This is a genomic window from Stenotrophomonas sp. PD6 (assembly GCF_049199305.1).
Classification (GTDB): domain Bacteria; phylum Pseudomonadota; class Gammaproteobacteria; order Xanthomonadales; family Xanthomonadaceae; genus Stenotrophomonas.
Genome location: NZ_JBLZQD010000006.1, coordinates 182,131 through 202,076, shown reverse-complemented (window position 1 = coordinate 202,076; position 19,946 = coordinate 182,131). Strand labels below are relative to the sequence as shown.

The 19,946-nt window shown below is 67.8% G+C and carries 20 protein-coding genes; 9 read left to right on the top strand and 11 right to left on the bottom strand.

Features of this window, described 5'->3' with window-relative positions; all coding sequences use genetic code 11:
- Together thiE and hemL are read left to right on the top strand one after the other, a co-directional pair.
- Positions 1-645 carry a thiamine phosphate synthase gene (gene thiE, locus ACOZHM_RS11340; RefSeq protein WP_421569352.1) on the top strand — a complete coding sequence of 215 codons (645 nt, stop codon included), beginning with the start codon at positions 1-3 and terminating at the stop codon, positions 643-645.
- On the top strand, positions 642-1,931 hold the full coding sequence (gene hemL / locus ACOZHM_RS11335; RefSeq protein WP_421569351.1) for a glutamate-1-semialdehyde 2,1-aminomutase: 1,290 nt from the start codon (positions 642-644) through the stop codon (positions 1,929-1,931). Before thiE ends, hemL begins: the two co-directional genes overlap by 4 nt.
- Before the next feature lie 26 nt (positions 1,932-1,957).
- On the opposite strand, the gene azu is transcribed toward hemL, so the two are convergent.
- Positions 1,958-2,416 carry an azurin gene (azu, locus tag ACOZHM_RS11330; protein WP_421569350.1) on the bottom strand — a complete coding sequence of 153 codons (459 nt, stop codon included), beginning with the start codon at positions 2,414-2,416 and terminating at the stop codon, positions 1,958-1,960.
- 114 nt (positions 2,417-2,530) lie between these two features.
- Here azu and ACOZHM_RS11325 point away from each other — a divergent pair, with 114 nt between their 5' ends.
- The gene (locus tag ACOZHM_RS11325) at positions 2,531-3,142 is read left to right on the top strand and encodes an HAD-IA family hydrolase (RefSeq protein WP_421569349.1); all 612 of its coding nucleotides are present in this window, start codon (positions 2,531-2,533) and stop codon (positions 3,140-3,142) included.
- Positions 3,143-3,341: 199 nt separating this feature from the next.
- Here the strand turns inward: ACOZHM_RS11325 and ACOZHM_RS11320 are convergent, their stop codons facing one another.
- Entirely contained in the window at positions 3,342-4,571 is a 1,230-nt protein-coding gene (locus ACOZHM_RS11320; RefSeq protein WP_421569348.1) for an acetylornithine transaminase, read from the bottom strand.
- A gap of 65 nt (positions 4,572-4,636) precedes the next feature.
- Between ACOZHM_RS11320 and ACOZHM_RS11315 the strand changes: the two genes are divergently transcribed.
- Positions 4,637-5,509: an ion transporter gene (locus tag ACOZHM_RS11315; RefSeq protein ID WP_421569347.1), complete on the top strand. Its 873-nt coding sequence runs from the start codon at positions 4,637-4,639 to the stop codon at positions 5,507-5,509.
- Positions 5,510-5,705: 196 nt separating this feature from the next.
- On the opposite strand, the gene ACOZHM_RS11310 is transcribed toward ACOZHM_RS11315, so the two are convergent.
- Positions 5,706-6,680 (bottom strand): YiiG family protein, encoded by a 975-nt coding sequence (locus tag ACOZHM_RS11310; RefSeq protein ID WP_421569346.1) that lies wholly within the window; start codon positions 6,678-6,680, stop codon positions 5,706-5,708.
- Positions 6,681-6,953: 273 nt separating this feature from the next.
- Between ACOZHM_RS11310 and ACOZHM_RS11305 the strand changes: the two genes are divergently transcribed.
- Positions 6,954-7,277 carry a hypothetical protein gene (locus ACOZHM_RS11305; RefSeq protein ID WP_421569345.1) on the top strand — a complete coding sequence of 108 codons (324 nt, stop codon included), beginning with the start codon at positions 6,954-6,956 and terminating at the stop codon, positions 7,275-7,277.
- A gap of 11 nt (positions 7,278-7,288) precedes the next feature.
- Here the strand turns inward: ACOZHM_RS11305 and ACOZHM_RS11300 are convergent, their stop codons facing one another.
- Both ACOZHM_RS11300 and ACOZHM_RS11295 read right to left on the bottom strand, forming a co-directional pair.
- Positions 7,289-8,107, bottom strand: coding sequence for an SDR family oxidoreductase (locus ACOZHM_RS11300; RefSeq protein ID WP_421569344.1), 819 nt, complete (start codon positions 8,105-8,107; stop codon positions 7,289-7,291).
- Between the two features lie 54 nt (positions 8,108-8,161).
- Positions 8,162-8,824, bottom strand: a complete 663-nt coding sequence (locus tag ACOZHM_RS11295) for a serine/threonine protein kinase (RefSeq protein WP_421569343.1) — start codon at positions 8,822-8,824, stop codon at positions 8,162-8,164.
- Positions 8,825-8,927: 103 nt separating this feature from the next.
- On the opposite strand from ACOZHM_RS11295, the gene ACOZHM_RS11290 reads away from it, so the two are divergent.
- Positions 8,928-10,919, top strand: coding sequence for a VTT domain-containing protein (locus tag ACOZHM_RS11290; RefSeq protein ID WP_421569342.1), 1,992 nt, complete (start codon positions 8,928-8,930; stop codon positions 10,917-10,919).
- On the opposite strand, the gene ACOZHM_RS11285 is transcribed toward ACOZHM_RS11290, so the two are convergent.
- From ACOZHM_RS11285 to ACOZHM_RS11275, 3 genes are all read right to left on the bottom strand, one after another.
- A complete protein-coding gene (locus tag ACOZHM_RS11285) occupies positions 10,920-11,531 on the bottom strand; it encodes an LON peptidase substrate-binding domain-containing protein (protein WP_421569341.1) in 612 nt (203 codons plus the stop codon). It abuts the gene before it with no gap.
- Positions 11,532-11,535: 4 nt separating this feature from the next.
- Entirely contained in the window at positions 11,536-12,900 is a 1,365-nt protein-coding gene (mpl, locus tag ACOZHM_RS11280; RefSeq protein WP_421569340.1) for a UDP-N-acetylmuramate:L-alanyl-gamma-D-glutamyl-meso-diaminopimelate ligase, read from the bottom strand.
- Positions 12,901-13,220: 320 nt separating this feature from the next.
- Positions 13,221-13,784 carry an adenylate kinase gene (locus ACOZHM_RS11275; protein WP_421569339.1) on the bottom strand — a complete coding sequence of 188 codons (564 nt, stop codon included), beginning with the start codon at positions 13,782-13,784 and terminating at the stop codon, positions 13,221-13,223.
- 140 nt (positions 13,785-13,924) lie between these two features.
- On the opposite strand from ACOZHM_RS11275, the gene ACOZHM_RS11270 reads away from it, so the two are divergent.
- Positions 13,925-15,181: a 6-phosphofructokinase gene (locus tag ACOZHM_RS11270; RefSeq protein WP_421569338.1), complete on the top strand. Its 1,257-nt coding sequence runs from the start codon at positions 13,925-13,927 to the stop codon at positions 15,179-15,181.
- Positions 15,182-15,247: 66 nt separating this feature from the next.
- On the opposite strand, the gene ACOZHM_RS11265 is transcribed toward ACOZHM_RS11270, so the two are convergent.
- A complete protein-coding gene (locus ACOZHM_RS11265) occupies positions 15,248-15,751 on the bottom strand; it encodes a hypothetical protein (protein WP_421569337.1) in 504 nt (167 codons plus the stop codon).
- A gap of 334 nt (positions 15,752-16,085) precedes the next feature.
- Here ACOZHM_RS11265 and ACOZHM_RS11260 point away from each other — a divergent pair, with 334 nt between their 5' ends.
- Entirely contained in the window at positions 16,086-18,113 is a 2,028-nt protein-coding gene (locus tag ACOZHM_RS11260) for a sodium-translocating pyrophosphatase (protein ID WP_421569336.1), read from the top strand.
- A 228-nt stretch (positions 18,114-18,341) separates the two neighbouring features.
- Here the strand turns inward: ACOZHM_RS11260 and ACOZHM_RS11255 are convergent, their stop codons facing one another.
- Together ACOZHM_RS11255 and ACOZHM_RS11250 are read right to left on the bottom strand one after the other, a co-directional pair.
- On the bottom strand, positions 18,342-18,704 hold the full coding sequence (locus tag ACOZHM_RS11255; RefSeq protein WP_421569335.1) for a YbaN family protein: 363 nt from the start codon (positions 18,702-18,704) through the stop codon (positions 18,342-18,344).
- Positions 18,705-18,732: 28 nt separating this feature from the next.
- On the bottom strand, positions 18,733-19,320 hold the full coding sequence (locus ACOZHM_RS11250) for a biliverdin-producing heme oxygenase (protein ID WP_421569334.1): 588 nt from the start codon (positions 19,318-19,320) through the stop codon (positions 18,733-18,735).
- A gap of 183 nt (positions 19,321-19,503) precedes the next feature.
- Between ACOZHM_RS11250 and ACOZHM_RS11245 the strand changes: the two genes are divergently transcribed.
- The gene (locus ACOZHM_RS11245) at positions 19,504-19,749 is read left to right on the top strand and encodes a DUF2789 domain-containing protein (protein ID WP_421569333.1); all 246 of its coding nucleotides are present in this window, start codon (positions 19,504-19,506) and stop codon (positions 19,747-19,749) included.
- Positions 19,750-19,946: the final 197 nt, after the last annotated feature.

Genomic DNA, 19,946 nt, shown 5'->3' with positions numbered 1-19,946 from the left:
ATGAACACCCCTCTTTCCCCCACCGCGCGCCCGCGCGGCCTGTACCTGCTCACCCCCGACGACGCCGACACCGCCCGCCTGCTGGCGCGCGTGGCGCCGCTGCTGGCCGGCACGACCTGGCTGCAGTACCGCAACAAAACCGCCAATGACGCCCTGCGCCGCGAACAGGCCCACGCCCTGCAGGCGCTGTGCGCCGGCCATGGCGTGCCGTTGATCGTCAACGACGACGCGGCACTGGCCAGGGATGTCGGCGCGGCCGGCGTGCACCTGGGCGGCACCGATGGCGACATCGGCGCCGCGCGCGCCCTGCTCGGCCCGGCCGCCATCATCGGCGCGTCCTGCTACGACCAGCTGGCCAATGCCGAGCGCGCCGTCGCCGCCGGGGCCAGCTACGTGGCCTTCGGTGCCTTCTTCCCGACCACCACCAAGATCACCAGCAGCCGCGCCGAGCCGACGCTGCTGCGGCAAAGCGCCGCACTGGGTGTACCGCGGGTGGCGATCGGCGGCCTGACGCCGGACAATGCAGGCCCGCTCATCGCCGCCGGCGCCGATCTGGTGGCCGTGGTCAGCAGCATCTTCGCCGCCGCCGACCCGGTGGCCGCCCAGCGCGCCTATCTCGCTTGTTTCCAGGATCCTTCCGCATGAACCACGACCAGTCCCACGCCCTGTTCACCCGCGCCCAGGCCCTGCTGCCCGGCGGCGTCAATTCGCCGGTGCGCGCGTTCAAGTCGGTCGGCGGCGAGCCCTTCTTCGTCGAGCGCGCCGACGGCGCCTACCTGTACGACGTCGACGGCAACCGCTACATCGACTACGTGGGTTCCTGGGGCCCGATGATCGTTGGCCACAACCACCCCTCGGTGCGCCAGGCAGTGAAGCAGGCGATCGACAAGGGGCTGTCGTTCGGCGCGCCGTGCGCCGCCGAAGTGACCATGGCCGAGACCCTCACCCGGCTGATCCCGTCGTGCGAGATGGTGCGCATGGTCAATTCCGGCACCGAAGCCACCCTGTCGGCGATCCGGCTGGCCCGCGGCGCCACCGGCCGCAATCGCATCGTCAAGTTCGAGGGCTGCTACCACGGCCACGGCGACTCGTTCCTGGTCAAGGCCGGCAGCGGCATGCTGACGCTGGGCGTACCCACCTCGCCGGGCGTGCCGGCGGGGCTGAGCGAGCTCACCCTCACCCTGCCCTACAACGATTTCGAGGCCGCCACCGCGCTGTTCGCCGAACAGGGCGCGGACATCGCCGGCCTGATCATCGAACCGGTGGTGGGCAACGCCAACTGCATTCCGCCGCGCGAGGGCTACCTGCAGCACCTGCGCGCGCTATGCACGCAATACGGCACGCTGCTGATCTTCGACGAGGTGATGACCGGCTTCCGCGTCGCCCTCGGCGGTGCGCAGGCCCACTACGGCATCACTCCGGACCTGACCACCTTCGGCAAGATCATCGGCGGCGGCATGCCGGTGGGCGCCTACGGCGGCCGCCGCGAGCTGATGTCGCAGATCGCGCCCGCCGGGCCGATCTACCAGGCGGGCACGCTCAGCGGCAATCCGGTGGCGATGGCTGCCGGCCTGGCCATGCTGGAACTGGTGCAGGCGCCGGGCTTCCATGAGCGCCTGTCCGCCGCCGCCGCGCGCCTGTGCGCGGGGTTGGAAGCGGCCGCGGCCGAGGCCGGCGTGGCGGTGACCACCAACCAGGTCGGTGCGATGTTCGGCCTGTTCTTCACCGACCAGAAGGTGGACACCTACGCGCAGGCCACCGCCTGCGACACCGCCGCGTTCAACCGTTTCTTCCACGCGATGCTGGAACGCGGCGTGTTCCTGGCGCCGTCGGCGTACGAGGCCGGCTTCATGTCGAGCGCGCACGACGACAGCGTGATCGACGCGACGATCGCCGCCGCGCGCGAGGCGTTCAAGGTGGTCAAGGGATAAGCGGCCGGCAGATTGGTGTTCGGGTTTCACCCGAACACCAATCTGCCTTTCATCATGGCGAAATGGCCGGGGAACGAGCAGAAGAACGTGTAGTCGCCGCCCTTGCGCAGCGCGGCAGTAGAGAACGTCACGCTGGTGCTTTGCCCCCCGCCGATCACCGTCGTATGCGCCAGCACGCGCGGGTCTTTTTTCGGCAGGTAACTGTCGGCCAGGGTCATGCGCATGCCGGCCATCGCCACCGGCTGGTAGTCCGCCGTCTTCGTCAGCACCCAGTTGTGCCCCATCGCGGTGGCCGCCAGCTTGCCGGTGTGGCGCAGCGTCAGCTTCACCTGGCTGCAGTCGGCGGCTACCTTGATTTCTTTCTGGCTGAAGCTCATCTGGTCGGTGCTGTCCAGGCCCACCACACACATGCGGGCCTGTGCGGCCGGGGCCAGTGCCAGACCGGCAAGCATCACGGGAACAAGCAGTTTCACGGGGTTCTCCATCACTCGATGACGAAGATTCTAGAGAGCGACACTGCACGCGTGGTGCGACGGGATGTCGCAGCGCACCCCGGCAGTGCGGTAACGTCAGCCCTCGCCTCGCAGACGAATGGTTCCATGCCGCCCCCTCTGGACTGCCTGTTGCTGGATTTCGATGGCGTGCTGGTCAACTACGCGCGGCATCTGCGCGTGCGCCATCTGGCCGACGCCTGCGGGCGCACGCCGGCGCAGGTACACGCGGCGTTGTTCGACAGCGGCCTGGAGCAGCGGTTCGACAGCGGGCTGGGCAGCACCGCCTACCTGCAGCAACTGGGTGGCGCGCTCGGCGTCCCGATCAGCGTGGCGCAGTGGCAGGCCGCCCGCATCGCCGCGTCACCGCCGCAGGCCGGCGTGGTGGAGCGCGTGCAGAGCATCGCGCGCGCCCTGCCGATTGCGATCCTCACCAACAATGGTGCCCTGATGGCGCAGACCATTCCACGCATCCTGCCGAGCCTGGCCCCGATGTTGAATGGGCGGATTCTGTGCAGCGGTGCGCTGGGTGGACGGAAGCCCGACCCGATGGTGTTCCTGCACGCGGTGGAGCTGCTCGGCGTACGCGCCTCGCGCACCCTGTTTGTCGATGATCTGTTCGTCAACGTACGCGGCGCACGGGAAGCCGGCCTGCATGCCGACACGGCGAGCGACAGCCGCAGCTTCGGCAAGGTGATGCGCCGCTACGGGCTGGCGTGATGCGGGGCTTGTGGGGGGTGCCGGCCGGGGTTGCGACTGCTGGTACCGACGGGGTGTTGCCGACTGGGTCGCGCCGACGGGTCTCACCGACTGGGTAGAGCCGACTGTTAGTCGGCTGTTCGGAATGCAGCGGACTAACAGTCCGCTCTACACAGTCCGCTCTACACAGTCCGCTCTACCCCGTCGGCTTTTCTAGACCTCAGCGCGACGCGATGAACGACTGAACGGCCGCGCGCAAACGCTTCAGCCCTTCCGCAACCTCTTCATCGGTAATATTCAACGCAGGCACGAACCGCAGCACGTCCGGGCCGGCCTGCAGCGTCAGCAACCCGTGTTCCGCAGCGTGATCCAGGATCGCACCGGCCTGGCCGGCAAAATCCTTGTCCAGCACCGCGCCCAGCATCAGCCCGCGGCCACGGACCTGGCTGAACACCTTGAACTCGTCGTTGATCTTCCCCAACCCATCGCGCAGCGCCTGCGACTGACGGCTCACGTTATGCGCGATCTCCGGCGAAGAGAGCTTGCGCAGCGCCACACGCGCCACCGCCGCCGCCAGCGGGTTGCCGCCAAACGTGGTGCCGTGCGCGCCGAACTGCATGGTCTCGGCCACCTTCGGGCCCGCCAGCATCGCGCCGATCGGGAAGCCGCCGCCCAGCGCCTTGGCCAGGGTGACGATGTCCGGCTTGATCCCGTCCTGCCAGTGCGCGAACAGGGTGCCGGTGCGGCCCATGCCCACCTGGATTTCGTCCAGCACCATCAGCGCGCCGTGCTGGTCGCACAGCTCGCGGATGCGCTGCATGAAGCCCGGCTTGGCCGGCATCACCCCGCCCTCGCCCTGGATCGGCTCCAGCATCACCGCCGCCACGTCGCCGGCGGCCATCGCCGTTTCCAGCTGCACCTCGTCATTGAAGTCCACGTAGCGGAAGCCACCGGGCAGCGGCTCGTAGCCTTCCTGGTACTTGGGCTGGGCGGTGGCGGTCACCGCCGCCAGGGTGCGGCCGTGGAAGCTGCCGCGGAAGGTCACGATCACCCGCTGGTGCGCCGGGCGGCCCTGCGAAGAGGCCCACTTGCGCACCAGCTTGATCGCCACTTCATTGGCTTCGGCGCCGGAATTGCACAGGAACACGCGCTCGGCGAAGCGTGAGGCGGTCACCAGCTCCTCGGCCAGGCGCAGCGGCGGCTCGCTGTAGAACACATTGCTGGTGTGCCACAATTTGCCGGCCTGCTCGATCAGTGCGGCCTTCAGGTCCGGATCGTTGTGGCCCAGGCCGCACACGGCGATGCCGGCGGCCAGGTCGATGAACTCGCGGCCCTGGTTGTCCCAGACGCGGGCGCCCTGGCCACGTTCGAGCACCACCTGGCGCGGCTTGTACACCGGCAGGTAGTAATGCGACAGGGACAGAAGCGGGTCGGAGGCAGCGGCGGTCATGGCGGTCAGGGGTCCGGGAAAGGCCCCATTCTCGCGCTTCCACCGGGTGGGGCACAATGCAGGCCATGCGACCGTTCAGTGCCCCCCAGCTCAACCCCGCCACCCAGACCGGCTGGCGCCGGACCTGGTTCGACATCATCTACCGCCACGACACCCGGCCGTCGCGCAACTTCGACCTGCTGCTGGTCTACGCCATCATCGCCAGCGTGCTGGTGGTGATGTTCGACAGCGTGCAGCGCTTCCACATCGAACACGCCCGCTGGCTGTACGTGGTCGAATGGGGCTTCACGCTGCTGTTCACCGCCGAATACCTGCTGCGCCTGGTCGTGGTCAAACGCCCCCTGCGCTACGCGTTCAGCATCTGGGGCATCATCGACGTGGCCTCGATCCTGCCCACTTACCTGTCGCTGTTCATCCCCGGCGCGCAGAGCCTGCTGGTGGTGCGCGCGCTGCGCATCCTGCGCGTGTTCCGCATCCTCAAGCTGACCCGCTACATCGAGGAAAGCGGCGTGTTGATGGAATCGCTGTGGCGCAGCCGGCGCAAGATCCTGCTGTTCCTGTTCACGGTGATCACCATCACGATCATTGCTGGCACCCTCATGTATGTGATCGAGGGACCGAACCATGGCTTCACCAGCATTCCCAGCAGCATGTACTGGGCGGTGGTGACCATGGCCACGGTGGGCTTCGGCGACATCGTGCCGCAGACGGTGCTGGGGCGGTTCGTCACCTCGGTGCTGATCCTGATCGGTTACAGCATCATCGCCGTGCCCACGGGCATCTACACCGCCGAACTGGCCAACACCATGCGTGACGCCGAGCGTGCCGCGAAACGCGATGCACGCGGGTGCCCGCACTGCGGGCTGGAGGGGCATGAGCCGGATGCGAAGCATTGCCGGCGGTGTGGCAGCCCGTTGCCGGAGACGTTCAATACGTAGGGACACGCCGCGCGTGTCCGCTCTCCGTTCCGGGCTCATGAACGCCTAACGGGTGGCTTCGGATGGTCTCAACGTCGGTCGCCAATCCGCGACCGATGTTTTTCCGCTTCGGATGCTTGTGCCGCGCTGCGCGCGGTGGACACGCGCGGCGTGTCTCTACGAATTTTTACGTGCGCAGGACGTTTTCGTTTGGCGCTTACAACAGGTTGCTGCGTTGAACCAGGTCGTTGTATCTGTTCAACAGCCTCAGCGGCGAGCCGCTGGGGGCCAGGGTGGGATGCTCCATCCACTGGGTTTCCAGCTTGCTGTACGGCGTCTTGTCGCGCACGCGTGCCAACCGCTCCTTGCTCTCGCGGCGGAACTGCTCGGCCGACATCTCGAACGTGGACCACTTGGTGTCGTTCTGCGCCGGCTTGACCTTGGCATGCGCTTCGTCGGAAATCGCGTTGAACGCCGCCACCCGCTCGGCACCCGCCGCCACGTCGAAGCCGTCTTCGCCCATCACCTCAACCAGAGTCTTGGCTTCGAGCATCATCGACAGCCGATAGAACTCCATCGTGCGTCCTTCCGCCTTCTCCAGCGCCGCCAGCTGCTCGCGTTGGGCCTGGTCGTTCTGCTTCTCCAGCTCACCGCTGAACGTCTCGCTCGCGGTGACGAACGCCGTCAGCGCGGCCATCAGCGGCGCGTGGATCTGCTTGCCCTTGGCGAAGGCATCATCCTGGAAGTCTTCGCGGTCGTAGTAGTCATGCGCCTCTTTGGCCAGCGGGGCCATCGCATGCAGCTGCGCGAGATAGTCCTTCGCGGCGCCGTCCAATGCGGGCAGCTTCGGCTCGGCGGCCAGCGCGCGGGCGATGCTTTCGTCGCACTTCTTCAAACGGAAGTCGTCCACCACGGTCGGGCCGTAGCCACGCGATTCGCGCCCGGTCGGGCCGGCCTTCACGTCCTTGATCCAGTCCGTGTACAGCCCGATGCCGCGATGCAGGTTGGCGTCCATGCTGTTGTAGCAGTCGATGTAGTCATTGAGCTTGACCGTCAACGACTGCTGGGCATCCAGCTGCTCGGTGGCGGCCTCGGCTGCGGGGTCGGCCTTGGCCGGGGATTTGTCGCCGCAGGCCGACAGGGCCAGCGCGATCGAAACGGCCAGGGCGGCCGCAGATACCACGTGCTTCATCAACATCTCCGTGTTGAAACCGTTTCCAGAGATGGGATTCTACCAGCCCACGGCGATGCAGGTCGCTACATCGCGGTGGCTGCGCTGACGTAGAGACACGCCATGCGTGCCTGCTCTTCGTGCCGGCGCCATGAACGCCTGAGCGGCAACTTCATTGGAGTTGAAGGGACGCGTAGCAGGTCTTCGGAGGATTGAATCGTGGAAGCAACGGTTCGTGGGTCCCCCCAGACTCACGCGTCTCCATCTCAACCATCCAGCCAGAACCAACATCCCATGATTCCAGCCAATGTTTCGCCAGCAAGCCCCTCGTCTACGGTCATGCGCGCGCCGGCCACGCCTGCCCAGATCAATGACAGCCGCGGCCCGAGCGTCGTCAGCAATCCATGCGTCACGTGCGCACTGCCCCACCACGGAGCCTCCAGAATTGCTTCGCAGGCGTACACAGACCACGTCGCGCAGCTCGACCGACAGGGCTTGCAGGACAGCCTGAAAACGATGGCCAACGTCATCAAGCTGGACGCCAACATGGAGGCAGTACGGACGTCGATCGCACAGATGGAGGCTGAGCGCCCGAAAGCCTTTGTCCAAGACCTGTAAGCGGTGCCGGATCAATCCAGGAACAGGTCGGGCAACAACGGTCGCGACGGATCCACCGCGTAACCGCTGAGGTCGGTGATGCCTGCCTGCGCCAGCACCTCGTCATCCAGCAGGAACTGGCCGCTGAAGCCCGCCGCCTCGCGGGTCAACACCGCATGTGCGGCGTCGGCCAGGATCTCCGGCGTACGGCAACCGCCCACGTCCACGCCGGGAATCATGTTGATGGCGTCAGTGGCGATGACCGTACGCGGCCACAGTGCATTGACGGCCACGCCCTGCGGTCCGAATTCGGCGGCCAGGCCGAGCGTGACAAAGCTCATGCCCATCTTGGCCAGCGTGTACCCGGTGTGCGGGCCCCACCACTTCGGGTCCAGGCTCGGCGGCGGCGCCAGGGTGAGGATATGCGGATTGGGCGCCTGCAGCAGGTGCGGCAGGCAGGCCTGCGCGCACAGGAAGCTGCCGCGCGAATTGACCTGCTGCATCAGGTCGAAGCGCTTCATCGGCGTATCCAGCGTGCCGCGCAACCAGATCGCGCTGGCGTTGTTGACCAGGATATCGATGCCGCCGAAGGTATCCACGGCGGCGGCCACGGCGGCGCGCACCTGGTCTTCCTCGCGGATGTCGCACTTCAGCGCCAGTCCCTGGCCGCCAGCGGCGGTGACCGCCTCGGCCGCGCTGTGGATGGTGCCCGGCAGCTTCGGGTTGGGTACGGACGACTTCGCCGCGATCGCCACGTTGGCGCCATCGCGTGCCGCGCGCAGTGCGATGGCCAGGCCGATGCCGCGCGAGGCGCCGGTAATGAACAGGGTCTTGCCTTGCAGACTGGCCATGCGGATTTCTCGGGGTGATCAGATGGACGCCATTATGCCGCGCCCATCAGGCGTTCATGGCTTCGGCCCCTGCCCCTCATTGTCTTCCCAATGCAGGATCCTCCGGGTCACGAACCGGTACACCGGCTTGCCGGTGCGGAACCACAGGTCGCGCACCCACGAATGACGCTTGAGCACGCGCTTCTCGACCGGCGTCAACGACTCGCGGCAGTACATGCGTTTGTGCTTGAGCAGGTGGCGCAGGTCTTCCCGTGCCAGCAGGCGCATCCAGCGCGAGCGCGGGTTGCCGATCACCGCCAGCTGGAAATCGATCAGCGCCGGTGAGCCATCCTCGCGCACCAGCCAGTTGGCCTCCTTGGCCAGGTCGTTGTGCGCGATGCCGTGGCGATGCACCCGCTGCAGCAGGCGGCGCGCGGCGCGGAAGTAGGCCAGGTCGCCGCGCGGCGGGCGCTGGTACATGGCGTCGCCGGCCATGAAGCTGCGGTCCAGCCAGTGCCCGTTCCAGGCCAGCAGCGTCGGGGTGTCGGCCATGCCATTCAGATGCGCCAGCGCGCGCGCTTCGCGCCGCGCCAGCCACCACGCCGGCAGGCGCAGCCACCACGGGGTGGCACCCAGATCGCGGCGAACGAAACGCTGTCCGTCCTGTTCCATCAGCAGGATGCGGCCGAAGCTGTCAGCCTTCAGGGCACGGGAGGCGGGTGGAAGCGGGCGATTCATGGTCGCCATTCTAGGCGGCAGATCACGCTCATTGCCGACAGATGTCGCACATTGACGTCTTCTGGCCGGCAGTCAGTCACTTTGCTCCCCCTATAATCGAGCCATGGACTCGTCATGGATCGATGCCACGCTCGCGTGGATCTCAGCTCACCCGGTGCTCGCCGGTGCCGTCATCTTCCTCATCGCCTTCTGCGATGCAGTGATCGTGCTCGGCGCCATCGTGCCTGCCCTGCCCCTATTGTTTGCGGTGGGCGTATTCATCGGCCTGGGCCAGATCTCCGGGCCGTATGCGGTGGCGTGCGCGGCGCTGGGCGCCTTCGCCGGCGACGGCATCAGTTACTGGATCGGCCGCCGCTGGGGCGACCGCTTGCGCGGGGTATGGCCCTTCAGCCGCTACCCGCAGTTGCTCGACCGTGGCGAAACCATGTTCCGCCGCAATGCCTTCAAGAGCATTCTGGTCGCCCGCTACGTCGGCGCGATCCGCCCGTTCGTGCCCGCCATTGCCGGCATGATGAACATGCCGGCGATGCGGTATGTACAGGCCAGCGGCCTGGCCAGCATTTCCTGGGCGGTGCTGTTCCTGGCCCCGGGCTGGGTGCTGGGCGAGGCCTACGACGCGGTGGCCGCGGTGGCCGGGCGGCTGGTGATGGTGCTGGCGCTGGTCGGCGTGGTGATGGGCGTGGCCTGGGCGATCGTGCTGTATGGCTACCGCTGGTCCGCCGCGCGCATGGATACCTGGCTGGCCAGCCTGCTGCGCTGGTCGCAGCGGCACCCCACCCTCGGCCGCTATTCGGTCTCCGTCTTTGACCCGCAACGCCGCGAATCGGTACCGCTGGCAATGCTGGCACTCATGCTGTTGCTGCTGGGCTGGTGCTGGTTCGCCCTGCTGATGGCGGTGGTCGCCCATGGCGAACCGCTGACCCTGGACCTGGCCGTGCATGACGCCATGCTGGCGCTGCGCAACCCGCTGGCCGACTACCCGATGGCCGCGCTGGCCTCGCTGGGCGCCTGGCAGGTGCTGATGCCCGCAACGGCGGTGACCATGGGCTACCTGATCTGGCGCCGGCGCTGGATGGCAGCGGCGCATTGGCTGGCCGCGCTGGCCTTCGGGCTGGCGCTGACCAAGCTGCTGGGCGCCACGGTGCACGTGGTGCGCCCGCCGGATGCCAGCAGCGGCTTCGGCTTCCCGTCGGTGTCGGTGACCATGGCCACCATCACCTTCGGCTTCTTCGCAGTGCTCATCGCGCGCGAGCTGCCCGGCCGCACGCGGGTATGGCCGTATCTGCTGTCGGGCATCATCGTCAGCCTGATCGGCTTCGCCCGCATCTATCTGGGCGCGCACTGGCTGAGCGACGTGGTGGGCGGCATGTTGTTCGGCATCTTCTGGCTGCTGGTGCTGGGCATCGCCTACCGCCGCCGCTTCAACCGCTCGTTCTGGGTCAAGCCGGTGGCGTGGCTGTTCTACGGCACGTTTGCCGTGGCGGCGCTGTGGTACGCGCCGCGCAACATCGCAGTGAAGCTGCAGCGTTTCGAGCCGGCCCAGCCGGTGCCGGCCAAGGTGGCCGCGAACGCGTGGTGGGACAGCCAGTGGCGCGACCTGCCGTCGCGCCGCAATGAATTCGACGATGACCAGCGCTGGCCGCTGGACGTGCAGGTGGCCGGGCCGTTGGCGCCGCTGCAGCAGCGCCTGGAAAGCCAGGGCTGGCGCGTGCAGCCGCAGGCCGGCTGGGAACAGGCGCTGGTGATGCTGGACAAGTCCGCCACGCCGGACGAAGTGCCTGTGCTGCCGGCCACGCTGGACACCCAGGTCGAGTCGCTGCTGTTGCTGCGTGCGGGCAATGCGCCCAACGAGATCTTCGCGCTGCGCCTGTGGCCGGCCTCTGCGGAGCTGCAGCCGGGCGAACAGCCGCTGTGGCTGGGCAGTGCCCAGACCCTGCACTACCAGCAGCACTTCCACCTGTTCGGCATGTGGCGGCCGATGCGCGGCATCGACCCGTCTCTGAAGGCGGTGCGCGATGCGTTGGAAGGGCTGCCGCAGCAGGTGGAGACGCATCCGGACACCGGCATGCCGGTGTTGCGGGTCCGGACGTATTGATTACCAGTTTTCGTCGATCGGCGTGGAGTTCGCCGGCATCCAGCGCAGCAGGTCGTCCAGGCGTTGGTGCGGGTCGTCGTGCTGCAGCAGCTGCAACCGCTGCGATTCCTCGAGTGGCAGCAGCTCGGCCAACCGCCAGCCCACCCACGCGGCCTCGTCCAGCTGCGCCGGATGGGTCGGCGCGAACGCACTGCCCGCCTGTTCGATGATGTGGCCCAGCACGGTCGCCAGCAGCGCATGCTGCGGGCGAAGTTCGTCGTCATGGTCCGGCGCGGCCCACTCGACCTCGGCCATGATCAGGCCGTTGTCGCGCACCCGCACCTGGCGCACATGGAAACGCCGGTGGCCGCGCAGACGCAGCACCAGCACGCCGTCGTCGCCCATGTCGAAATCATCGATGCGTGCTTCGACGCCGTGCGCCGCCGGGGTGGCCGGCGCACCGACCTCCTCGCCGTCCAGGATCAGGCACACCCCGAACGGGATGTCGTTGCGGCTGCACTCGCGCAGCATGTCCAGGTAGCGGCGCTCGAACACCCGCAGCCCCAGTGCGGCGCCGGGCAGCAGCACCGCGTGCAGCGGGAACAAGGGCAGGGAGGCGGTGGACTCGGTCATGGCCTCAGGCCTGCTGCAGCTGGGCCAGGAAGCGGCGCGGCGCGCCGTCGAAGCCACCGTTGGACATGAACACCACGTGGTCGCCCGGCTGGGCGATCTGCCCCAGCTGCGCCAGCAGCGCGTCGGTGTCGGGCACCGCATGCGCCTGCCCGCGCACCGCGGCGATCACGCCGGCCGCATCCCACGCCAGCTCGGGGCGGTGCAGGAACACCACCGCGTCGGCCAGCGCCAGCGACGGTGCAAGCGCGTCGGCATGCGCGCCGAGCCGCATCGAATTGCTGCGCGGTTCCATCGCCACCACGATGCGGCGCTGCCCCACCTTGGCGCGCAGGCCTTCCAGCGTGGTGCGGATCGCGGTGGGGTGATGCGCGAAGTCGTCGTAGACGGTGATGTCGCCTGCAGTGCCGATCACTTCCAGCCGGCGCTTGACGCTGCGGAAGCTGGCCAGCGCGGGAATGACCGCCGCCGGGTCCACGCCCACCGCGTGCGCGGCGGCCAGGGCGGCCAGGCCGTTGAGCACGTTGTGGCGGCCCAGCAGCGACCAGCGCACTTCGCCCAGCGCCACGCCGCGGTGATGCACGACGAAGGCGCTGCCGTCGGCGTTGACCAGCTCGGCATGCCATTCCAGCGACGGATCGAAGCCGAAGCGCTCCACCGGCGTCCAGCAGCCCATGGCCAGCACCTCGGCCAGGTAGGCGTCTTCGCCGTTGACGATCAGGCGGCCGCGCGCCGGCACGGTACGTACCAGGTGGTGGAACTGGCGCTGGATCGCGGCGACGTCCGGGAAGATGTCGGCGTGGTCGTATTCCAGGTTGTTGAGGATCGCCACCAGCGGGCGGTAGTGCACGAACTTGCTGCGCTTGTCGAAGAAGGCGGTGTCGTACTCGTCGGCCTCGACCACGAATTCGCGGCCCTGCCCCACGCGGGCGGACACGCCGAAGTCTTCGGCCACCCCGCCAATGAGGAAGCCGGGCTCACGGCCGGCGGCCTGCAGCAGCCAGGTCAGGATGGTGGTGGTGGTGGTCTTGCCGTGGGTGCCGGCCACGGCCAGCGTGTCGCGGCCGGGCAACACCTGCTCGGACAACCACTGCGCACCGGAGATGTAGCGCTGGCCGGCGTCCAGCACCGCCTCGACGGCCGGGTTGCCGCGCGACAGCGCATTGCCGACCACCACGTCGTCGCAGTCGGCGCCGACGCTGTCGGCCCGGTAGCCGGGGTCCAGCGCGATGCCCAGCTGTTCGAGCTGGGTGGACATCGGCGGATAGATCGCCTGGTCGCTGCCTCGGACCGTATGGCCCAGTTCCCGCGCCAACGCGGCCACGCCGCCCATGAAGGTGCCGGCAATACCAAGAATGTGGATCGTGCTCATCCCCCGATTGTCGCCCAAAGCCCACTATGAAGGGGAGCGGGTAGAGCCACGCCATGCGTGGCTGCACACAAACGATCGAAAAGGAGGTCGGGGTGTAAGGGAATCCCCGATAGCCATGTACTGTGAAGACGGACACAATTGATGGCGCCCGCCGCAGTACCCCATTGGTCCTACTCCCCAAGAGGCCATCCCCAGGGGGGCTCATATTGTGGGGCTCTGAGCAAGCCCGATCGCTGGCGTCTTACACCGCACGCCCGGCTCCAACAGGACCGGGCGTGCGCGTGTAGGTTGAAGGCGCCGCCAGGCGGCGCCCGCAGGGTTCAGCCCTTGATCGCCGCGTGGATGCGCGCTTCCACTTCTTCCAGCCCGCCCACGCCATCGACGCGCGCCAGGGTGCCGCGACCCGCATAGAAATCCACCACCGGCGCGGTCTGGTCGGTATAGACCTTCAGGCGCTGGCGAACGGATTCGGGGCTGTCATCGGCGCGACCCTGTTCGGCGGCGCGGCCGGCGATGCGCTCGACCAGCAGCTCGCTCGGCACGTCCAGCTGCACCACCGCATCCAGCGGCTGGCCGATCTTGGCCAGCACGCTGTCCAGCGCATTGGCCTGGGCCACGTTGCGCGGGTAGCCGTCGAGGATGAAGCCGTTGGCCACATCGTCCTGGCCCAGGCGCGACTCGAGCATGCCCAGCAGGATGTCGTCGGACACCAGGTTGCCGGCATCCATCACGGCCTTGGCCTGCTTGCCCAGCTCGGTGCCGGCGGCCACTTCGGCTCGCAGCAGGTCACCGGTGGAAATGTGCGCAATGCTGAGGTGTTCCTTCAGGCGCGTCGCCTGTGTCCCCTTGCCCGAACCGGGCGGTCCCAACAGAACCAATCGCATCAACCTGACTCCAACTTGGTAAAAAATGGAAGGGCGCGCGCCCCGGGATTGTCCACAATCACGCTGCACCGCAATACACGCACTTTACCTCATACCGGTAATGTCGCTGCAATGTCCTTCCCCCAGACCAAGGCCACACCATGTCCAAAGGTACCCTGCTCTACGCCCAGTCAGGTGGCGTCACCGCCGTCATCAACGCCACCGCCTCGGCGGTGATCAGTACCGCCAGGGCCAAGGGAATCAAGGTCTTGGCCGCGCGCAACGGCATCCTGGGCGCGCTGCGCGAGGAGCTGATCGATACCTCGAAGGAGGCGGCGGCGGCCATCGCCGCCCTGGCCCACACCCCCGGCGGGGCCTTTGGGTCGTGCCGCTACAAGCTGAAGTCGCTGGAGGCCGACCGCGCCCGTTACGAGCGCCTGCTCGCGGTGCTGCGCGCCCACGACGTGCGCTGGTTCCTCTACAACGGCGGCAACGACTCGGCCGACACGGCGTGGAAGGTGTCGCAGCTGGCCAAGGCCTTCGATTACGACCTGACCTGCATCGGCGTGCCCAAGACCATCGACAACGACCTGGCGGTGACCGACACCTGCCCCGGCTTCGGCTCGGCCGCCAAGTACACGGCGGTGTCGGTGCGCGAGGCGGCGCTGGACGTGGCCGCCATGGCCGAGACCTCCACCAAGGTGTTCGTGTACGAGGCCATGGGCCGCCACGCCGGCTGGCTGGCCGCTGCGGCCGGGCTGGCCGGGAACGGTCCCGACGAAGCACCGCACATCATCCTGCTGCCCGAGCGCGCCTATGACGAGGCCGCGTTCCTGGCCAAGGTGAAGCAGGTGGTGGAACGCGTGGGGCATTGCGTGGTGGTGGCCTCCGAGGGCATCCAGACCGCCGATGGCCGCTTCGTGGCCGATGCCGGCGGCGGCAAGGATTCGTTCGGGCATACCCAGCTCGGCGGCGTGGCTTCGCAGCTGGCCGCGCGGGTGAAGGACGCGCTGGGCTACAAGGTGCACTGGACCCTGCCCGACTACCTGCAGCGCTCGGCACGCCATATCGCGTCGAAGACCGACTGGGAACAGGCCCAGGCCGTCGGCAAGGCCGCGGTGCAGTACGCCCTGAAGGGCCAGAATGCGGTGATGCCGGTGATCGTGCGCACCAGCGACGCGCCGTACCGCTGGAAGATCGAGCCGGCGCCGCTGCACAAGGTGGCCAACCACGAGAAGAAGATGCCGGCCGGCTTCATCCGCCGCGATGGTTTCGGCATCACCGACAAGGCCCGCGCGTACCTGTCGCCGCTGATCAGGGGCGAGGCGCCGTTGCCGTATGGCAGCGACGGGCTGCCGAAATACGTGACCCTGAAGAACGTGGCGGTGAAGAAGAAATTGCCGGCGTTCGAGGCATAAGGGCGACGGAGGGGCCGCGCAGCCACGCATGGCGTGACTCTACGGCGGGGTGCTTTCGCATGCCATTCAACCGCACGCCCTCCCTTCCACCGTCAGCTTCGCCGCGAACATCGGCACCTGCGCGATCTTGCCGGCGGCGGCCTGCTTCTTGGCGTCTTCCAAGTAGATGCGCGACTGGCCCTGGCCGTCCAGCTCGGTCTTCTGCGCCACCGGCATGCGCCATACCCGCACCACCGCCTGCTGCGCGGGGCAGGCGGCACTCGGCACGCGGATCACGTCGTTGAGCTTCCAGCCCTTGGCTTCGCTGGGCTGCGCCTTGTCGTAGTCGACAAACCGCGCGCGCGGCTGGCATTGCTCGCTGGTGCGCACCACGGCGAACTTGTAGGGCTGCGCGGCGTCGCCGGTGAACACGCCCTCCAGGCGTGCGCAGGCCTCGGGGATCTGGCGGAGGGTGTGGGCCGCGTTCACGGCCTGGGCCGCGCCGACCGGGCGCTGCAGCTCGGGGGTTTCGGCGGCGGTGGCGGTGAGGGCGGGCAGCAGCGCAAGCAGGATCAGATGGCGGGGGGACATGGGGAGGGCCTCCTTGGGGATGCAGGGAGGCTGGCATTGGGTGGATGAATGGTGTGGCAAGGCCAGGCTGCGGTGGGCTTTGCGTGTTGCCAGCCATGGGCTGGCACTACCTCGTGCGTCAGGCATTCGGGTTGCCGTGGGTGCCTTGGCGTCCCGGTGTGGTGGTTTCGCCAGGTTTCACTGCATACTCGGGTCACCAGGGATTGCTGAACAAAGCCACACGCTTGATGACCGGGTACGGTCTGAACGGGTTGGTCCATCGTTGCAGCCCGTTGTGCCCCGCGTGGTGAGGTTCGTCCGTCGACTGGATGCCATCCATCACCCGGGAGGGGACATGCTGGAACGTTATGGGCTTTCTCTGGCGCTGTTCTGCGCCATTCTCGCGATTCTCTACGGCATCGTGTCGGCACGCTGGATCCTCCGGCAACCGGCTGGCAATGCCCGCATGCAGGAAATCGCCGCCGCCATCCAGGAAGGCGCGCGCGCCTACCTCAACCGCCAATACCTGACCATCGGCATCGCCGGCGCCGTGCTGTTCGTGCTCGTCGGCGTCTTCCTCAGCTGGTACACCGCGATCGGCTTCGCGATCGGTGCGGTGCTGTCCGGTGCGGCCGGCTACATCGGCATGAACGTGTCGGTCCGCGCCAACGTGCGTACCGCCGAAGCGGCCCGCAACGGCCTCAGTGCCGCCATGGATGTCGCGTTCCGTGGCGGCGCGATCACCGGCATGCTGGTGGTCGGGCTGGGCCTGCTCGGCGTGGCCGGTTATTACGCGCTGCTGCTGCGGATGGGGCTGGACACTGCTGCAGCGCTGCACGCGTTGGTCGGGCTGGCGTTCGGTTCTTCGTTGATCTCGATCTTCGCGCGGTTGGGCGGCGGCATCTTCACCAAGGGCGCCGATGTGGGCGCGGACCTGGTGGGCAAGGTGGAGGCCGGCATTCCCGAGGACGACCCGCGCAACCCGGCGGTGATCGCCGACAACGTGGGCGACAACGTCGGCGACTGCGCCGGCATGGCCGCCGACCTGTTCGAGACCTATGCGGTGACGGTGATCGCCACCATGCTGCTGGGCAGCCTGATGATCGCCGAGGCCGGTCGCAACGCGATCCTCTACCCGCTGGTGCTGGGTGGCGTGTCGATCATTGCCTCGATCATCGGCGCGCTGTTCGTCAAGGTGAAACCGGGCGGCTCGATCATGGGGGCGCTCTACAAGGGCGTCATCGTGTCGGGCGTACTCGCCGCCATCGCGTTCTACCCGATCACCCTGCAGCTGATGCCGGACAACGCGCATGGCGCCTTGAACCTGTACATCTGCGCGCTGATCGGGCTGGTCCTGACCGGGCTGATCGTGTGGATCACCGAGTACTACACCGGCACCCAGTACAAACCAGTGCAGCACGTGGCGCAGGCGTCCACCACCGGCCATGGCACCAACATCATTGCCGGCCTGGGCGTGTCGATGAAGTCGACCGCACTGCCAGTGATCGCGGTCTGCGCGGCGATCTGGCTGGCGCACTTCCACGGCGGGCTGTACGGGATCGCCATCGCGGCGACCGCGATGCTGTCGATGGCCGGCATGATCGTGGCGCTGGACGCCTACGGGCCGATCACCGACAACGCAGGTGGCATCGCCGAGATGGCCGAGTTGCCGCCTGAAATCCGCAACATCACCGACCCGCTGGATGCCGTCGGCAACACCACCAAGGCGGTGACCAAGGGCTACGCGATCGGCTCGGCGGCACTGGCCGCGCTGGTGCTGTTCGCCGATTACACCCACAACCTGCAGGCGGCGCATCCGGGCGAGGTGTTCGCGTTCGATCTGTCCGACCACACGGTGATCATCGGCCTGCTGATCGGCGGCCTGATCCCCTACCTGTTCGGTGCGATGGCGATGGAGGCGGTGGGGCGTGCGGCCGGCGCAGTGGTGGAGGAAGTGCGCCGCCAGTTCCGCGAGATTCCCGGGATCATGGAAGGCACCGGCAAGCCGCAGTACGACCGCGCGGTGGACATGCTGACCCGCTCGGCGATCCGCGAAATGATCGTGCCGTCCCTGTTGCCGGTGGCCGTTCCGGTGGTGGTCGGCCTGCTGCTGGGGCCGCGCGCGCTGGGCGGGCTGCTGATCGGCACCATCGTCACCGGGTTGTTCGTGGCGATCTCGATGACGACCGGCGGCGGTGCCTGGGACAACGCCAAGAAGTACATCGAAGATGGCCACTTCGGCGGCAAGGGCAGCGAGGCGCACAAGGCGGCGGTGACCGGCGATACGGTCGGCGATCCCTACAAGGACACCGCAGGCCCGGCGATCAACCCGTTGATCAAGATCATCAACATCGTGGCGCTGTTGCTGGTGCCGTTGTTGTAGAAGGTATTGGGTCCCCCGACCAACGGTCGGGGGCTACCCCGTCTGCGCCCGGCCAACGATTTGGCGCGATCACGTATGCGCCGGGCCAACGATTTGGCGCGATCACGCATGCGCTTGGCCAACGATGTTGCGCGATCACGTAGAGCCACCCCATGGGTGGCTTCGCGGTGCCAAACGGAGAGCAGCCACCCATGGGGTGGCTCTACGGCAATGGCGAGCAGCCACGATTTACGGCAACGGCGTCGGCCGCGACAACACGTATGCCGCGCTCGCCGCGAAGAACACTCCTACGCCCAGCAGCAACGGCCACGATGGCCGTGCGCCCCAGCAGAACATGGCGAACCCGAACGCCATGCCGCCGGCAGCGAACGCCTTGCCCTTGCGGCTGACGGCGCCCTGCTCGCGCCACGCGCGCAGCGCCGGGCCATAACGCGGGTGCTCCAGCAGCTTGCGCTCGAAGCGCGGCGAACTGCGGGCGAAACACCCCACCGCCAGGATCAGGAAGATGGTGGTGGGCATCACCGGCAACAGCGCGCCGATGACCCCCAGCGCCACCATCAGCCAGCCCAGGCAGAACCAGAGCCACCGCATCAGCGCGTTCCGGTGCCGGCGTCAGTGCTCACGCGAACTCCAGCTCCACGTGGTCGTGCACGCTGCGGAATGCCGCGTCGGCCGCGTCGATCACCTGCTGCTCCTCGGCCTCGCTGAGCACCACACCGTCCAGCGCGGCGGTGAAGGCCCGCCAATGGCGTGCGGCACCGTCGGGGTGCGCGGCCAGGTGGCGTGCGCCGAAATCGGCATCCAGGCCGAGCTGGCCGGCCATCTTGTACAGGATGGTGCCGCCGAGGTTGGAGCCCTCCGCCACGTACAACCAGCCCAGCGCCGCCGCCAGTGGCAGGTCCGGGTGCAGCCGCATGGGCACCGGTGCGGGCAGGGTCTGTTCCAGGTCGCGCAGGTCGCGGGTGACCTGCGGCAGCCGCCGGCGTTCGGCGAGGTCCGGCAGCAGGGCGTCCAGCGCGGCGTTGGCATACAACGCGTCGATATCGCGGTGGAAGCGGTATTGCACCCGCAGGAAACGGGCGAAGCGCGCGCGGTCGGCGAAGATCTCGCCGGCCATGATGCGCTTGTCCAACGCGCCGTGGCTGTCGCGGGTGGCAGCCTTCAGGCGTTGGCTGCGGGTGGCTTCAAGGGTATCGATGGCATTCATGGCGTTATGGCAGGAAGAGATGGCCGCACCACGCAGCGCGCGGTACAGGGATAAGACGCCTGCCACGCAGACTACCCCAACCCGGATTGCCGGGTCGCGTGCCCTCCCCCATTCCGGCGATGCCATCCTCACCCGGGCGTGGCGATAATGCGGGCTTCGTATCGCCCCACAAGGATTGCCATGATGGACACCACCGAAACGCGCATGACCACCCTGTTCCAGCAGTTGGGGCTGGAGGCCAGCAATGAGGCCATTGCAGCGTTCATCCTCCAGCACCAGCTGCCGGCCGAGGTCAAGGTGACCGAGGCGCCGTTCTGGAACGACGGCCAGCGCCAGTTCCTGGGCGAGCAGCTCAAGTCGGACGCGGAGTGGGCCATCGTTGTCGATGAGCTCAATGAAGCGCTGCATGCGGACTCTGTTGCGGGTTGAGATCCGGGGTTCCGTGGGACACCCATGGGGTGTCGCTACGAGGTGAGATCCGGGGTTCCGTGGGACACCCATGGGGTGTCGCTACGGTGAGGGGGGGGGGGGGGGGAGGCCCCCCCCGGGGGGGGGGAAAAAACCCCCGGGGCGCGGGGGGGGGGGGTGGGGGCCCGGGCGGGGGGGCGCCCCCCGCCGCGGGGGGG

What these genes read in the sequence shown, in the direction of transcription:
- ACOZHM_RS11260 (WP_421569336.1), top strand. Translation starts at nt 16,086, where the DNA reads ATGCTGGAACGTTATGGGCTTTCTCTGGCGCTGTTCTGCGCCATTCTC.
- ACOZHM_RS11285 (WP_421569341.1), bottom strand. Translation starts at nt 11,531, where the DNA reads ATGACCGAGTCCACCGCCTCCCTGCCCTTGTTCCCGCTGCACGCGGTG.
- ACOZHM_RS11290 (WP_421569342.1), top strand. Translation starts at nt 8,928, where the DNA reads ATGGACTCGTCATGGATCGATGCCACGCTCGCGTGGATCTCAGCTCAC.
- hemL (WP_421569351.1), top strand. Translation starts at nt 642, where the DNA reads ATGAACCACGACCAGTCCCACGCCCTGTTCACCCGCGCCCAGGCCCTG.
- ACOZHM_RS11325 (WP_421569349.1), top strand. Translation starts at nt 2,531, where the DNA reads ATGCCGCCCCCTCTGGACTGCCTGTTGCTGGATTTCGATGGCGTGCTG.
- ACOZHM_RS11300 (WP_421569344.1), bottom strand. Translation starts at nt 8,107, where the DNA reads ATGGCCAGTCTGCAAGGCAAGACCCTGTTCATTACCGGCGCCTCGCGC.
- thiE (WP_421569352.1), top strand. Translation starts at nt 1, where the DNA reads ATGAACACCCCTCTTTCCCCCACCGCGCGCCCGCGCGGCCTGTACCTG.
- ACOZHM_RS11265 (WP_421569337.1), bottom strand. Translation starts at nt 15,751, where the DNA reads ATGTCCCCCCGCCATCTGATCCTGCTTGCGCTGCTGCCCGCCCTCACC.
- ACOZHM_RS11275 (WP_421569339.1), bottom strand. Translation starts at nt 13,784, where the DNA reads ATGCGATTGGTTCTGTTGGGACCGCCCGGTTCGGGCAAGGGGACACAG.
- ACOZHM_RS11255 (WP_421569335.1), bottom strand. Translation starts at nt 18,704, where the DNA reads ATGCGGTGGCTCTGGTTCTGCCTGGGCTGGCTGATGGTGGCGCTGGGG.
- azu (WP_421569350.1), bottom strand. Translation starts at nt 2,416, where the DNA reads ATGGAGAACCCCGTGAAACTGCTTGTTCCCGTGATGCTTGCCGGTCTG.
- ACOZHM_RS11295 (WP_421569343.1), bottom strand. Translation starts at nt 8,824, where the DNA reads ATGAATCGCCCGCTTCCACCCGCCTCCCGTGCCCTGAAGGCTGACAGC.
- ACOZHM_RS11245 (WP_421569333.1), top strand. Translation starts at nt 19,504, where the DNA reads ATGGACACCACCGAAACGCGCATGACCACCCTGTTCCAGCAGTTGGGG.
- ACOZHM_RS11305 (WP_421569345.1), top strand. Translation starts at nt 6,954, where the DNA reads ATGATTCCAGCCAATGTTTCGCCAGCAAGCCCCTCGTCTACGGTCATG.
- ACOZHM_RS11310 (WP_421569346.1), bottom strand. Translation starts at nt 6,680, where the DNA reads ATGAAGCACGTGGTATCTGCGGCCGCCCTGGCCGTTTCGATCGCGCTG.
- ACOZHM_RS11315 (WP_421569347.1), top strand. Translation starts at nt 4,637, where the DNA reads ATGCGACCGTTCAGTGCCCCCCAGCTCAACCCCGCCACCCAGACCGGC.
- ACOZHM_RS11320 (WP_421569348.1), bottom strand. Translation starts at nt 4,571, where the DNA reads ATGACCGCCGCTGCCTCCGACCCGCTTCTGTCCCTGTCGCATTACTAC.
- ACOZHM_RS11270 (WP_421569338.1), top strand. Translation starts at nt 13,925, where the DNA reads ATGTCCAAAGGTACCCTGCTCTACGCCCAGTCAGGTGGCGTCACCGCC.
- ACOZHM_RS11250 (WP_421569334.1), bottom strand. Translation starts at nt 19,320, where the DNA reads ATGAATGCCATCGATACCCTTGAAGCCACCCGCAGCCAACGCCTGAAG.
- mpl (WP_421569340.1), bottom strand. Translation starts at nt 12,900, where the DNA reads ATGAGCACGATCCACATTCTTGGTATTGCCGGCACCTTCATGGGCGGC.